13 protein-coding genes are annotated in these 12,992 nt (G+C 73.1%); 5 read left to right on the plus strand and 8 right to left on the minus strand.

All coding sequences use genetic code 11. The features are described 5' to 3' along the window. Nucleotides 1-146: 146 nt before the first annotated feature. Complete coding sequence (gene arfB / locus ACIGAN_RS16290; RefSeq protein WP_365738124.1) at nt 147-584, plus strand: alternative ribosome rescue aminoacyl-tRNA hydrolase ArfB; 438 nt, start codon at nt 147-149, stop codon at nt 582-584. Here the strand turns inward: arfB and ACIGAN_RS16295 are convergent. Next, entirely contained in the window at nt 581-1,048 is a 468-nt protein-coding gene (locus tag ACIGAN_RS16295) for a GNAT family N-acetyltransferase (protein WP_399858071.1), read from the minus strand. The genes arfB and ACIGAN_RS16295 overlap by 4 nt on opposite strands. 44 nt (nt 1,049-1,092) lie before the next feature. Next, a complete protein-coding gene (locus ACIGAN_RS16300) occupies nt 1,093-1,677 on the minus strand; it encodes a flavin reductase family protein (RefSeq protein ID WP_365738128.1) in 585 nt (194 codons plus the stop codon). A gap of 331 nt (nt 1,678-2,008) precedes the next feature. Between ACIGAN_RS16300 and cdgB the strand changes: the two genes are divergently transcribed. Continuing rightward, a complete protein-coding gene (gene cdgB, locus ACIGAN_RS16305; protein WP_365089888.1) occupies nt 2,009-3,667 on the plus strand; it encodes a diguanylate cyclase CdgB in 1,659 nt (552 codons plus the stop codon). Nucleotides 3,668-3,785: 118 nt separating this feature from the next. Continuing rightward, the gene (locus ACIGAN_RS16310; RefSeq protein ID WP_365738130.1) at nt 3,786-4,733 is read left to right on the plus strand and encodes a carbohydrate-binding protein; all 948 of its coding nucleotides are present in this window, start codon (nt 3,786-3,788) and stop codon (nt 4,731-4,733) included. Between the two features lie 12 nt (nt 4,734-4,745). Here ACIGAN_RS16310 and ACIGAN_RS16315 read toward each other — a convergent pair whose 3' ends face one another. The 3 genes from ACIGAN_RS16315 to ACIGAN_RS16325 all read right to left on the minus strand — a co-directional run bounded on the left by ACIGAN_RS16315 (nt 4,746) and on the right by ACIGAN_RS16325 (nt 7,948). Further along, entirely contained in the window at nt 4,746-5,675 is a 930-nt protein-coding gene (locus ACIGAN_RS16315; RefSeq protein ID WP_399858074.1) for a 1-phosphofructokinase family hexose kinase, read from the minus strand. Nucleotides 5,676-5,795: 120 nt separating this feature from the next. Next, nucleotides 5,796-7,007 carry an N-acetylglucosamine-6-phosphate deacetylase gene (gene nagA / locus ACIGAN_RS16320; RefSeq protein ID WP_399858077.1) on the minus strand — a complete coding sequence of 404 codons (1,212 nt, stop codon included), beginning with the start codon at nt 7,005-7,007 and terminating at the stop codon, nt 5,796-5,798. Beyond that, nucleotides 7,007-7,948 (minus strand): ROK family protein, encoded by a 942-nt coding sequence (locus ACIGAN_RS16325; RefSeq protein ID WP_365089877.1) that lies wholly within the window; start codon nt 7,946-7,948, stop codon nt 7,007-7,009. Before ACIGAN_RS16325 ends, nagA begins: the two co-directional genes overlap by 1 nt. Before the next feature lie 156 nt (nt 7,949-8,104). On the opposite strand from ACIGAN_RS16325, the gene ACIGAN_RS16330 reads away from it, so the two are divergent. Beyond that, on the plus strand, nt 8,105-9,358 hold the full coding sequence (locus ACIGAN_RS16330; RefSeq protein WP_365738138.1) for an ABC transporter substrate-binding protein: 1,254 nt from the start codon (nt 8,105-8,107) through the stop codon (nt 9,356-9,358). 35 nt (nt 9,359-9,393) lie between these two features. Next, nucleotides 9,394-9,639, plus strand: a complete 246-nt coding sequence (locus tag ACIGAN_RS16335; protein ID WP_365089872.1) for a DUF3263 domain-containing protein — start codon at nt 9,394-9,396, stop codon at nt 9,637-9,639. Between the two features lie 19 nt (nt 9,640-9,658). Here ACIGAN_RS16335 and otsB read toward each other — a convergent pair whose 3' ends face one another. From otsB to ACIGAN_RS16350, 3 genes are all read right to left on the minus strand, one after another. Continuing rightward, complete coding sequence (otsB, locus tag ACIGAN_RS16340; protein WP_399858086.1) at nt 9,659-10,492, minus strand: trehalose-phosphatase; 834 nt, start codon at nt 10,490-10,492, stop codon at nt 9,659-9,661. Between the two features lie 8 nt (nt 10,493-10,500). Next, nucleotides 10,501-11,889 (minus strand): trehalose-6-phosphate synthase, encoded by a 1,389-nt coding sequence (locus ACIGAN_RS16345; RefSeq protein WP_399858088.1) that lies wholly within the window; start codon nt 11,887-11,889, stop codon nt 10,501-10,503. Between the two features lie 72 nt (nt 11,890-11,961). Then, entirely contained in the window at nt 11,962-12,906 is a 945-nt protein-coding gene (locus tag ACIGAN_RS16350; RefSeq protein WP_365089864.1) for a glucosyl-3-phosphoglycerate synthase, read from the minus strand. Nucleotides 12,907-12,992 lie beyond the last annotated feature (86 nt).

Consider the following 12,992-nt stretch of genomic DNA (forward strand, 5'->3'; position numbering starts at 1 on the left):
CCTTCCCTCGTTTGTGCGGCAGAGAAGCTGCGGCACCGAAGCTACAGCTACCCCCTTGAACGTGGAGAGGGGTACGCGAGGTTCCAGGTCCTTTACTTTCTTTACCCGGAATATTCGGGTGACGTGGACCGGACAGGAACGGGAACATGGACGGCATGTCCGGTCCCCATGTCATCCGCGGCTCCGTCTGCCTGCCCGAGGCCGAGCTCATGTGGCGTTTCTCGCGTTCCTCGGGACCGGGCGGGCAGCACGTCAACACCAGTGACTCCAAGGTGGAGCTGAGTTTCGACCTGGCCCGGACCGAGGCGCTGCCCGCGGTGTGGAAGCAGCGGGCGCTGGAGCGGCTGGCGGGGCGGCTGGTGGACGGGGTCGTCACCGTGCGCTCCTCCGAGCACCGCTCCCAGTGGCGCAACCGCGAGGCCGCCGCCGTACGCCTCGCGGCGCTGCTGGCCGAGGCCACCGCGCCCCCGCCCAGGCCCCGCAAGCCGACCCGCATCCCGCGCGGCATCAACGAACGCCGGCTGCGGGAGAAGAAGCAGCGCTCGGAGACCAAGCGCGGCCGCTCCCCGCAGGGCTGGAGCTAGCCCAGGTCGAGCACGCCGACCGTCTGGCCGCCGCTGATCTCGCCGGTCGGGCGGAAGCCGAGGCTCAGGTAGAAGCCCTCGGGTCCGTCCGGACCCGGGTGCCAGGTGGCGTGGAGCTCGGTGCGGCCGCGGCGGCGCAGCTCCCGCGCGACCGACTCGACGGCGAAACGGCCGTACCCCATGCCCTGCTCCCCGGCCGCGATGTTCAGCCGCCACAGGCCCGAGCGGCGGACGCTGCCGTCCCCGTGCCAGTCGATGTCGAGGAACGCCATCAGGAACCCGACCGGCCGGTCCCCGTCGACGATCAGCCGCGGCCAGGCGACGCCCGGGTGCGCGTACGCCTCCGCCAGCGACTTCACGACCGGGGCGACCGCGTGCTCCTGGGCGGGGTGGACGCGGATGCCGAGGGCGGCGTCCAGGTTCGCCGGGGTGATCTCTTCGAGGCGCGGGCCGCTCGTCGTCATGCGCGCACCCTAGGTCGCGGCCCCCCGCCCGGCGAACGGTTTCTTCAGGCCAAGTGGCGGTACCGGCCCCGGAAGTACGTGAGCGGGCCGCCCTCCGCGCTCGGCACCCGGGCGGTGAGGACCCGGCCGATCACCAGCGTGTGGTCGCCGGAGAGCACGCGCTGTTCGGTGCGGCACTCCAGGACGGCGAGGGCGCCGCCGACCAGGGGCGCGTCCGTGTGCGCGCCGCGCGTGTAGGGGATGTCGGCGAACAGCAGCCGGTCGCTGACCCGGCCCTTCATGGCGAAGCGGCCGGCGATGTGCCGCTGGCTCTCGGACAGCACCGAGACCGCCCACAGTTCCTGCTCCTCCAGCAGCTCGTCCATGCGGGAGCCGTTGCGCAGGCTGACCAGCACCAGGGGCGGGTCCAGGGACACCGACATGAAGGCCGTGGCCGTCATGCCCACGTCCTCGCCGCCGGGCGCCGTGGGGTCGTCCGGGTCCAGCGGCGGCTCCTGCGCGGTCACCAGGACCACGCCCGAGGCCAGCCGGGACATGGCGGCGCGGAACTCGTCGTTGCTCACCCCCTCAGCATGCCCGGAGGCGGGCGACGGAATGATCGGGGACGGGGCGGCGGGAGTGTTCGGCACGGGGGAAACGCTAATCTCCCTCTCGCGCGCCGCGCATCGGGCTCCCGCCCGAGCACGGTCCTAGGACCAGCGACGGACACCCGGGACGAGCCGGGGAAAGGTGCTCAACGCGACAAAGCCTGCGTTCGGTGCCGCACGTGCAGAACGCAGAAACTCCACTCAATTGTTCAGGTTTGCCTGTGACTTGAGTCACAAGGGGCAGGAATTGTTGACCCTGTGTACCGAGTGGGGAGCGCGCTGTGATTCAGTGGCGGGGAAGCTGCCAGGACCGTACGCCGATGAAGACCCTTGATTCTTGATTCGCTGCGAGGTACTCGGGGGGAGGGCGAGCATGGAGACCGAGTCGGAGCCCTACGTCCGTCTTGCCTCCCTGCGACAACTGCACCAGGTCATGGCCGACATGAACACGGCCCGCAGCCTGGCGGACACACTGCAGACGGTCGCGGAGGGCGTCGTCGCCGCCCTCGGGTACGAGCTGGCGTGCGTGAACCTGGTACGTCCCGACGGCGACCTCGTCGTCGCCGCCTTCGCCGGGAATCCCGCCGCCGAGGCCCTCATCACCGGCCGCGTCGGCTCACGCGACTCCTGGGAGCGCCGCCTGGGCATGGGCGAGCACTGGGGCGACCTGGTGTTCATACCGCACACCGAGGGCTGGGTCCTCGACGACGACGACGTCCCGCAGTGGTACACCGACGGCCCCGCCCCCCGCTTCGAGGACGAGTGGCACCCGGCCGACCGCCTCTTCGCCCCCATGTACGCGCCCGCCCCGAAGGGCAGCGGTACGTGCGGCGAGCTGATCGGCGTGCTCTCCGTGGACCGGCCGCGCAACGGCCGCCGGCCCGGCGCCTGGGGCCGCGAGGCGCTCCAGATGTACGCCTTCCAGGCCGCCATCGCGATCAGCAACGCCCGGCTGCGCGCCAACATGCAGCGCGCCCTGGTCCGCCTGGAGCGCGAGCAGCAGGCGCTGCGGGCGAGCGAGGAGAGCTTCCGGCAGGCCTTCGAGTACGCCCCGTCCGGCATGGCCATCGCCGAGATGGGCGGCGACCAGCACGGCCGGATCCTGCGCACCAACGACGCCCTGTGCCGGCTGCTGGGCCGCCCCGCCTCCGCGATGCGCCGCTACTCCTTCTCCGACCTCGTCCACCCCGAGGACATAGGCACGCTGCTGCGGACCTCCGCCGAGGGCGGCCGCGCCGAGCTGCGCCTGGGCCGCAGGGACGGCACGTACGTCTGGGTCAGCCTGCGCAACAGCGTCGTCGCGGACGCCGCCGACGGGCCGCGCTTCCTGCTCACCCACGTCGAGGACATCGAGGAGCGCAAGCGCCGCGAGCTGCAGCTCGCCCACCGCGCCTCGCACGACTCGCTGACCGGCCTGCCGAACTCCGCGGAGCTGCGCTCCCGGCTCTCCGCCCGCCTGTGCCAGCGCGCCACCCCGCACCCCGCCGTCGCCGAGTCCCACGACGCGGCCTACGGCCATCCCGCCTTCGACGTGGTCGGGCCGGGCTTCGACTTCCGGCAGGGCGTGGAGCCCTACGACGCCTACGACCACCATGTGCACACCGTCGCCCCGGACGGGGACCACGACGACGGCACCAAGGGCCTCGCCGTGCTCTTCTGCGACCTCGACGGCTTCAAGTCGATCAACGACCGGTTCGGGCACAACGCGGGTGACGCGGTGCTCATCGAGGTCGCCCGGCGGCTGAGCAACGGCGTGCGGGACGGGGACACGGTCGCCCGGCTCGGGGGTGACGAATTCGTCATCCTGGCCGACGGGCTCGGCCGGGCCGACGCGCAGGACCTCGCGGTCCGCCTCCGCAACGAGATCATCCAGCCCATCCGCGCCGAGGGGCGGGCCGTGCGGGTGGGCGCCAGCTTCGGCATCGGATGGGCACACTGTGGAATGACGGCGGACGAAGTGTTGAAGTCCGCTGACGAGCGGATGTACGTCGAGAAACGATCTCGTCCCAAACAACACAGACGCGCGGGGTGAACCCCAGGTCAGCGAGTTGATGCGGTCTGAGTCACCTGTTTGGGTCACTGGGAGCGGGTAGGCTCGCGTACTCACGACCCGTACCGCATGCACCGCACCTGACTGAGGAGACCAAGGGATGACGCCCGGCAACAACGGCGCGAGCACGCCCGAGGACGACGACCCGTTCGGCTACCTCTACGCCGACGGGCAGGCCAACGGAGCCCAGCCGCCGTCCGGTGGCTACGGCTACCCGAACTCGGTCAACCGGGTGCGGACGGTGGGCACCCGCCAGTACGGCCAGCAGCCGCAGCAGGCGCCCTACGGGCAGGTACCGCAGCAGCAGGGCGCGTACGGCCAGCCGAACGCGCACTACGCGGCGCCGGAGACGCTGCCCGGCGGTGCCCCCACCACCCAGACGGCGATGCCGTCCGGCGGCCACGGCGGCGGCCGGGGCGGTCGCGGGCCCAACACCAAGGGCCTGCTGATCGGCGCGATCGCGGTGGTCGCCGCGGTCGTCATAGGCATCGGTGTGGCGATGGTCGGCGGCGACAAGGACAAGGGCGACGAGGGCGCCGCCCCGGGCACGACGCCGACGCAGTCCCAGGAGTCGGAGCCGAGCCCCTCGGCCAGCAAGGGCGGAGCGGCCCAGGAGGAGCTCCCGCAGATCGACGCGAAGGCTCTGCGGCTCGGCGGCGGCGCCGCGCTCGCCCAGGACGTGCAGGGCGCCCAGTCCGACGGCGGCATCTACGTGGGCAACCTGAACCAGCCCGGCTCCTCGGTCACCTGGACCGTCGACGGCATCCCCAAGGACGGCCCGTACACCGTCTTCGTCCGGTACAGCACCGTCGACGAGGACCAGAAGATGACGCTGACCGTCAACGGCAAGCCGTTCGGCAGCAAGCTGAACCTGGGCAACTTCACCGGGGCCAAGGGCGGCGACTTCGCCAAGGGCTGGACCAAGACCTACGTCTGGCCGACCCTGAGCAAGGGCACGAACACGATCACGGTCTCGTGCGAGGCCGGCGACAAGTGCAACGTCCTGCTGGACCAGCTGTGGCTGAAGGCGGGCCAGGTCAAGGACTGAGCCGGCCGGGTTTCAGGCCGCGCTGGCCTCACCCGACACCGCCACCCCGGTCAGCAGCTCCTCGTACATCTCCCGGTCGAACTCCCCGGCCGCCGGTGCGGTCACCGTCGCCGTCGCCAGGGCCGTGGCCCGGGCCAGGCGGTCCGGCCAGGAGAGGTGGTCGGCCAGGCCCGACAGCAGGCCCGCGACCGCGGAGTCGCCGGCGCCCGTCGGGTTGCCCCGGACGGGGGCCGGTGGCGTGGCCCGCCAGCGGCCTTCGCGGGTGGCCGCCAGCAGGCCGTCCGGGCCGAGGGACGCGACCACCGCGCCGGCGCCCCGGCGGCGGGCGTCCTGGGTGGCCCGCAAGGGCTCGTGGGAGCCGGTCAGCTCCGCCAGCTCGTCCGCGTTCGGCTTGATGATGTCGGGGCGGGCCGCGACCCCCCGGCGCAGCGGCTCGCCGCTGGTGTCCAGGAGGACCGGTATGCCCGCGGCGCGCGCCGTGCGGACCAGGCCCGCGTACGCGCCCACCGGCACGCCGGGCGGCAGGCTGCCGCACAGGGCCACGGCCGAGACGCCGTGCAGCAGGTCCGCGTAGGCCTCCTGGAAGGCCGACCACTCGGCGGGGGTGATCGTCGGGCCCGGTTCGTTCAGCTGGGTCGTGTCGCCGGTGCGCTCGTCGACCACGGCTATCGTGCGGCGGGTCGCGCCGGAGACCGGGACCAGGGCGTCCGCGAGGCCGGGGACCGCCGCGAGCCGCTCCTGCACGATGCGGCCCGTCGCGCCGCCCGTGAATCCGGTCACCGTCACCTCGTGGCCGAGCGCCGCCAGCACCCGGGCGACGTTGACGCCCTTGCCGCCGGGGCGTTCCGTCACCTCGGAGACGCGGTGGGAGGCGTGCGGCCGCAGGGACCGTACGCGGTAGGTGATGTCGAGAGCGGTGTTCAGTGTGACCGTGAGGATCACCTGGGCCGACCTCCCCCGATGCGCTGGCTGACGTGAACTGTCCGGAAGCCCGATCATGCCAAACAGACGGCGGCCGGCCCAGTCCAGGAGTCGGCCACCGTCTGTCGACTGCGGGATGGATCAGGCCAGTTGGGGACCGACCACCCATTCACCCCGGCGCATCACGCCCTTGAGCTCGTACGCGGAGTCCAGGATCACCAGGTCGGCGGATTTCCCGGGTTCCAATGAGCCGATCGTGTCGGCCATGCCGAGCAGCCGGGCCGGGGTGGCCGACAGCGCCGCCACCGCGTCCTCGACGGACAGGCCGTCGACGGTGACGGCCCGCTGGAAGGCCCGGTCCAGGGTGAGGGTCGAGCCGGCGATCGTGCCGTCGGCGACCAGGCGGGCCACGCCCTCGGCGACCTCCACCTCCAGGGGGCCCAGCCAGTAGCGCCCGTCGCCGAAGCCGGCCGCGTCCATCGCGTCCGTGATGAACGCGACCCGGTGGGCGCCCGCGTGGTGGAAGGCCAGCCGCAGGGCCGCCGGGTGCAGGTGCGTGCCGTCGTTGATCAGCTCGACCGTGATCCGCTCGTCCTCCAGGAGCGCGGTGATCGGGCCGGGGGAGCGGTGGCCGAGCGGCGGCATCGCGTTGAACAGGTGCGTGGCGACCGTCGCGCCCGCGTCGATGGCCCGGACCGTCTGCTCGTAGGTGGCGTCCGTGTGGCCCACGGCCGCGATCACGCCCTGGTCCGCCAGCAGGCGTACGGAGTCCAGGCCGCCGGGCAGTTCGGTGGCCAGCGTGACCATCTTCGCCCGGCCCCGGGCCGCGTCGATCAGCTTGCGGACCTCCGCGGGGTCCGGGTCGCGCAGCAGTTCCTCGGAGTGGGCGCCCTTGCGGCAGGGGGAGATGAACGGTCCCTCGAAGTGGACGCCGGCGATCTCGCCCTGCTCGGCCAGTTCGGCGAGCAGGCCCGCGCGCCGGGCGAGGGAGTCGAGGTCGCCGGTGACGGTGGAGGCGACCAGGGTGGTCGTGCCGTGCAGCCGGTGGGTGTGGATGCCCTTGAGGATGTCGTCGACCGAGCCGGAGGTGAAGGAGGCTCCGCCGCCGCCGTGGTTGTGCAGGTCCACGAAGCCGGGGACCACGTAGTGGCCGGTGGCGTCGATGACGTGGGCGTTCTCGGGGGCGGTGGCACCGATGCGGGTGCCGTCGACGACCAGCCTGCCCTTGTCGACGGCTCCGGTGGGGAGGACGACGGTCGCGCCGGTCAGGACCGTGGGGCGGTCGGCCGTGGCGGGGTGCGGGTGCGTCGTGGCCGGTCGCGCAGTTCCCCGCGCCCCTGGGTGGGCTGCCATCAGGGCGTTACCTCCATACGGTCGGTCGATGCCAGAAGATCCCAGGCCAGCAGGCCCGCCCCCAGGCAGCCGGCACCGTCCCCCAGCGCCGCCGGGACGAGGGTCGGCTGTCTCTGGAAGGTGATGCGGCTGCGGATCGCTTCCCGCAGGGGTGTGAACAGGGTCTCTCCCGCCTCCGCCAGGCCGCCGCCGATGATCAGGACCCGGGGGTCCAGCAGGGTCAGGGCCGTGACCAGGCCGTCGGCCAGGGCGTCCACGGCCTGCTGCCAGACGGCGCGGGCCCGGGCGTCGCCGGCGTCCACCGCCTTCGCGCAGTCCGCCGCGTCCGCGTCCGGGGTGCCGGCCGCCGCCGCCCAGGCCTCGCTCACGGCCGCCGCCGAGGCGAAGCGCTCCAGGCAGCCGCGCTGGCCGCAGGGGCAGGGGGTCCCGCCGGGGCGTACGACGATGTGGCCGATCTCGCCCGCGAAGCCGTGCGCCCCCGCCTCCACCCGGCCGTCGACGCCGATGGCGCCCGCGATGCCGGTGCCCAGCGCCACGAACAGGAAGCGGTCGGCGCCCCGGCCCGCTCCCACGCGGCCCTCGGCGAGGCCGCCGGTGCGCACGTCGTGCCCGAGGGCGACCGGCACGCCCAGCCGCTCCGCCAGCAGGGCGCGCAGCGGGACGTCGCGCCAGCCGAGGTTGGCCGCGTAGACGGCGATGCCCCCGGCCTCGTCGACGATGCCGGGGACGGCCACGCCGGCGGCGGACGCGGGCGTGCCCAGCTGCTCGATGCCGTGGGCGCGCAGCTCGGCGGCGAAGTCGAGGATGCCCGCGACGACGGCGTCCGCGCCCTGGGCGCGGCCGGTGGCCCGGCGGGCGCGGTGCAGGACCTCGCCCCGCGGCCCGGTCAGGGCGGCCTTCATCCCGGTGCCGCCCACGTCGAGGGCGATGACATGTCTCACGGGGAACAGTGTGACCCGGGGACCCGCAAGAGGTCTAGTCCACTCACGTGGTGTAGACCTTATTCCGAATATCGAAAAGTTTCGGGTGTGGCACCCCGCGCCGAGTGCGGTGCGGGACGCCAGGGTTGGGGAAGAACAGCGGTGCAGCGTCGGCGAATGGCAGGAACGATCGCGGTGGCGTCCGCACTGGGCATGACGGCGGTCCTCGGGGGCTGCGGCGTCACGGGCGGCTCGGGGGACGTCACCCTGAAGCTGGTCGCCGCGGACTACGGCGACAGCGCGGCCACCAGCTCGAAGAAGTACTGGGACAAGCTGGTCGAGGAGTACGAGGCCGACCACCCGGACGTCACGGTCGACGTCAGCGTCTACTCCTGGAACGACGTCGACCGCAAGGTCCGGGAGATGGTCCTGGCCGGTGACCCGCCGGACATGGCGCAGATCGGCGCCTACGCGGACTACGCGGCGCAGAACCGGCTCTACAAGGCCGACGAGCTGCTCTCCATACCCGTCCAGGCCGACTTCGTCGGGCAGCTGGCCTCCGCGGGCCAGGTCAAGGGCGTGCAGTACGGCATGCCGTTCGCCTCCTCCACCCGCGTGCTCTTCTACAACAAGACCCTCTTCGCCAAGGCCGGCGTCACCCCGCCCGAGAGCTGGGACGACCTGGCCGACGCCGCCGAGGCGCTCAAGGCCGAGGGCGTGAAGTACCCCTACGCGCTGCCCCTCGGCCCCGAGGAGGCGCAGGCCGAGACCATGCAGTGGATGCTCAGCGGCGGAGGCGGCTACACCGACAGCGTCGACAGCTACGGCATCGACTCCCCCGAGAACATCGAGACCTTCTCCTGGCTGAAGGACGAGCTGGTCGGCAAGGACCTGACCGGGCCGGTCGCCCCGGGCCGGCTCAACCGGGCCGACGCGTTCGCCGCCTTCGCCCAGGGCCAGGTCGGCATGCTCAACGGCCACCCCTCGCTGATGAAGACGGCCGAGGACAAGGGCGTGAAGTACGGCATGGTGCCCACGCCCGGCAAGGACGGCCCGAGCAAGTCCACGCTCGGCGTGGCCGACTGGATGATGGCCTTCCGCGCGAACGGCCACCGCGACCAGATCGGCGACTTCCTCGACTTCGTCTACAGCGAGAAGAACGTGCTGGACTTCTCCCGCCGGTACGACCTGCTGCCGGTCACCGCCTCCGCGTCCGCGACCATGACCGCAGCCGACCGGGACAAGCACCTCCGGCCGTTCCTGGAGCAGTTGCTGTCCTCGGAGCTGTACCCGGTCGGCAAGACCTCCTGGGCCGACGTCAGCGCCCAGGTGAAGACGGAGATCGGCAAGGCCGTCGCCCCCGGCGGCAGCCCCACGGGCGTCCTCGGCCACCTCCAGGCGGCGGCGGTCCGGGCCGAGAGCGCGGAGTAGCCCCCCTGTCGGTGGCGCGCGTTACGGTGCCGGACATGGACGACGACACGGACGACGGGCGGCTCGGGCGCAGGGAGCGGGACATCCTCGCGCTCGAACGCCGCGGCTTTCCCGGGCCGGGCGTGAAGGAGCGGGCCATACGCGAGGAGCTGGGGCTCGCCCCGGTGCGCTACTACCAGCTCCTCAACGCCCTGCTCGACGACCCCCGGGCCCTGGCCCACGACCCGGTCACGGTCAACCGGCTGCGGCGCGTGCGCGACAGGCGCCGGGCCGAACGCTGACCGCGCGACACCGGCCTCTTCAGCCGATCCGGCCGGCCAGCTCGCGCAGCAGCCGTACGACGCCCTCGGGGCCGTCCACCACCAGGTCCGCCCGTTCCCGCAGCGCGGTCACCTCGTCGCTGCCGCTGCACACCAGCAGGCCCGGGGTCCCCTCGGCGCGCAGGGCGTCGACGGCCGCGTAGGCGGGCAGGTCGCCGAGGTCGTCGCCGGCGAAGAGGACCGACTCCGCGCCGATCTCCCGGGCGAGGGCGCGCAGGGCGACGCCCTTGTCCATGCCGGGCGGACGCAGTTCCAGCACCAGGCGGCCCGGCTCGACGATCAGCCCGTGCCGGTCCGCCAGGGCGGTGAGCGGGGCGCGCAGGGCGTCGAAGGCGGCCTGCGGGTCGGGGGCCCGCCGGGTGTGCACGGCCACGGCCCGGCCCTTGTCCTCGACGAAGGTCCCGGTCCCGTCGAGCAGCCCGGGCAGCTCGGCGCGCACGGCCGCCACGCCCGGGTGCGGCGCGGGGGTGCCGACCTCGCCGCTGCGGGCGTCCCACCGCTCGGCGCCGTAGTGGCCGAGCACGACGAGGTGCTCCAGGCCGGGCACGCCCGCGAAGGCGCCGTTGCGCACGGCCACCGCGGCCGGCCGGCCGGTGATCACCGCCACGGCGGCGACCTTCGGCGCGAGCGCGGCCAGCGCGGGCACCGCTTCCTCGTGGGCCCGGGCCAGCTCCGGGTCGGCGACGATCGGCGCGAGCGTCCCGTCGAAGTCCAGGCCGATCAGCGCCTTGCCGGGACGGGCGAGCAGGGCCTCCAGGCCCTCCAGGCCCGCCTTCGTGACGGGCGAGGGCAGCGGCTGCTGCGAGGCGGGCATCGGGCCGGTCATCCCTTCAGCGCTTCCAGCTGGTCCACGAACCACCGCGCCGGCGGCAGCGCCGTGGCCGCCGCCGCGAGGCGCTTGCTGCGCTCGGCCCGCTCCTCCGGGCGCATCGACAGCGCCTCGTGCAGGGCCTCGGCCGTGCCGGTGATGTCGTACGGGTTCACCGTGATCGCGTCCTCGCCGAGCTCCTCGTGCGCCCCGGCCTCCCGGGACAGCACCAGCGCGCAGCCCGCGTCGGAGACCACCGGGACCTCCTTGGCGACCAGGTTCATGCCGTCGCGGATGGGGTTGACCAGGGCCACGTCGGCCAGCCGGTAGGCGGCCAGGGAGCGGGCGAAGTCGTCCTTGACGTGCAGCACGACCGGCGTCCAGCCCGGCGTGCCGAACTCGGCGTTGATCTCGTCGGCCAGCCGCTGCACCTCGGCCGTGTAGTCCCGGTACACCGCGAGGTCCTGCCGGGAGGGGTAGGCGAAGGCGACGTGCACCACGCTTTCGTGCCACTCGGCGTGGGTCCGCAGCAGCCGCCGGTAGGCCAGCAGACCGCGCACGATGTTCTTGGACAGCTCGGTGCGGTCGACGCGGACGATGGTGCGGCGGCCCTCGCCGATCTCCTCGCGCAGCGCGGCCATCCGCTCCTCGACGTCCGGCTCGTGCGCGCGCTCGCGCAGGAAGTCCGCGTCGGCGCCCAGGCCGTGCACGCCGATGCGCGTGCCGCCGAGCCCGCCCGCGAACCGCTCCGCGCACGCGGTGAACGCGTCCGCCCAGCGCTGCGTGAGGAAGCCCAGCCGGTCCGCGCCGAGCATGCCGCGCAGCACCTGCCCGGCCACGTCGTCCGGCAGCATCCGGAAGTACTCCGGGGGCGCCCAGGGGGTGTGCGAGAAGTGGCCGATCCTGAGGTCCGGGCGCAGCTCGCGGAGCATGCCCGGCACCAGCGTCAGGTGGTAGTCCTGCACCACGACCGCCGCGCCCTGGGCGGCTTCCTCGGCCAGGGCCTCGGCGAACGCCCGGTTGTACGTCTCGTAGGACGCCCACTGGCGCCGGAACTCCGCGTCGAAGACCGGCTCCAGCGGCGTCTGGTAGAGCATGTGGTGCACGAACCACAGCACCGAGTTGGCGATGCCGTTGTAGGCGTCGGCGTGCACGTCGGCGGGGATGTCCAGCATCCGCACGCCGTCCTCTCCGGCCCCGCGCCGCACCGCCTCCCGGTCGCCGTCGGACAGCGCCGAGCAGACCCACAGCGCGTCCGCGTCCGAGCCGATCGCGGAGAGTCCCGACACCAGCCCGCCGCCGCCCCGCTTGGCGTTCAGCGAACCGTCCTCACCGACCGTGTAGGAGACCGGGCCCCGATTGGAAGCCACCAGTACCCGCGCAGAACCGTACGTCGAACCCATAGGCCTCAACCTAGCCCGCCTGTAAACGCTCAAACGTACGGACCTGCCGCCTTGGGCCGAAAACGGTCCCGGTCAGGCCGCTCTGCGCGCCTGGTACTCGGCGATCTCCACCATCGGCGGACGTTCCTCGGTGTCGACCGAGTACGTGCGCGGCTCGAAGCCGTCCCCGCCCCGCTCGAACTGCGTCAGGGCCGGCCGGATCAGATGTCCCCGGGCCAGCCGCAGCTGGGCGGTGCGGTAGATCTCGGCGGCCATCCGGCCCAGCGCCTGCCCGTCCTGGTGCCGGTGCCTGCGCACCCCGACGTCCACCTGGGCGAGGGCGTCCAGGCCCACCAGGTGCAGCGCGTCCACCAGCATGCCCAGCTCGACGCCGTACCCGACGGGGAACGGCAGCTGCTCCAGCAGTGAGCGGCGGGCCGCGTACTCGCCGCCCAGCGGCTGCACGAACCCGGCCAGCCGCGGCCAGTGCATGTTGAGCAGCGGGCGGGCCATCAGCTCGGTGACCCGGCCGCCCTGGCCGGCGGCCCCGCCGAGGGGGCGGTCGTACATGCCCTTGACCAGCTCGACCTCCGGGTCGGTCAGCAGCGGACCGACGATCCCCGAGACGAAGTCGGACGAGAACTCCCGCAGGTCCGCGTCGACGAAGCAGACGATGTCGCCGCGGGTGACGAGCAGCGAGCGCCACAGCACCTCGCCCTTGCCGCGCACGGCCGGCAGGCGCGGGAGTATCGCGTCGCGGTGCACCACCGTGGCGCCCGCGGCGGCGGCCACCTGGGAGGTGCGGTCGGTCGATCCCGAGTCCACGACGACCAGTTCGTCGACGAGCGGGACCTGCAGCATCAGGTCGTGCCGGATGGCGGCGGCGATGTCGCCGACCGTCTCCTCCTCGTTCAGCGCGGGCAGCACCACACTGACGGTCCGGCCCGTGCGCTGCTTGGCGGCCATGATCCGGTGGAGCGGGCGTTCGTGCGCGGACCAGGAACGGGTGCTCAGCCAGCGCTCGACTTCTTCCAGCACCGTGGCGGCTCCTTAGCGTTCTCTCGGCGGGACGGAATGTGACGCGTCTCGCGGTTCGGACGACTATCTCAACTGTCCTGGTCGTC

It is taken from the genome of Streptomyces sp. NPDC085931 (assembly GCF_044540565.1).
Lineage (GTDB): Bacteria > Actinomycetota > Actinomycetes > Streptomycetales > Streptomycetaceae > Streptomyces.

What these genes read in the sequence shown, in the direction of transcription:
- cdgB (WP_365089888.1), top strand. Translation starts at nt 2,009, where the DNA reads ATGGAGACCGAGTCGGAGCCCTACGTCCGTCTTGCCTCCCTGCGACAA.
- ACIGAN_RS16295 (WP_399858071.1), bottom strand. Translation starts at nt 1,048, where the DNA reads ATGACGACGAGCGGCCCGCGCCTCGAAGAGATCACCCCGGCGAACCTG.
- ACIGAN_RS16330 (WP_365738138.1), top strand. Translation starts at nt 8,105, where the DNA reads ATGGCAGGAACGATCGCGGTGGCGTCCGCACTGGGCATGACGGCGGTC.
- arfB (WP_365738124.1), top strand. Translation starts at nt 147, where the DNA reads ATGGACGGCATGTCCGGTCCCCATGTCATCCGCGGCTCCGTCTGCCTG.
- otsB (WP_399858086.1), bottom strand. Translation starts at nt 10,492, where the DNA reads ATGCCCGCCTCGCAGCAGCCGCTGCCCTCGCCCGTCACGAAGGCGGGC.
- ACIGAN_RS16345 (WP_399858088.1), bottom strand. Translation starts at nt 11,889, where the DNA reads ATGGGTTCGACGTACGGTTCTGCGCGGGTACTGGTGGCTTCCAATCGG.
- nagA (WP_399858077.1), bottom strand. Translation starts at nt 7,007, where the DNA reads ATGGCAGCCCACCCAGGGGCGCGGGGAACTGCGCGACCGGCCACGACG.
- ACIGAN_RS16310 (WP_365738130.1), top strand. Translation starts at nt 3,786, where the DNA reads ATGACGCCCGGCAACAACGGCGCGAGCACGCCCGAGGACGACGACCCG.
- ACIGAN_RS16335 (WP_365089872.1), top strand. Translation starts at nt 9,394, where the DNA reads ATGGACGACGACACGGACGACGGGCGGCTCGGGCGCAGGGAGCGGGAC.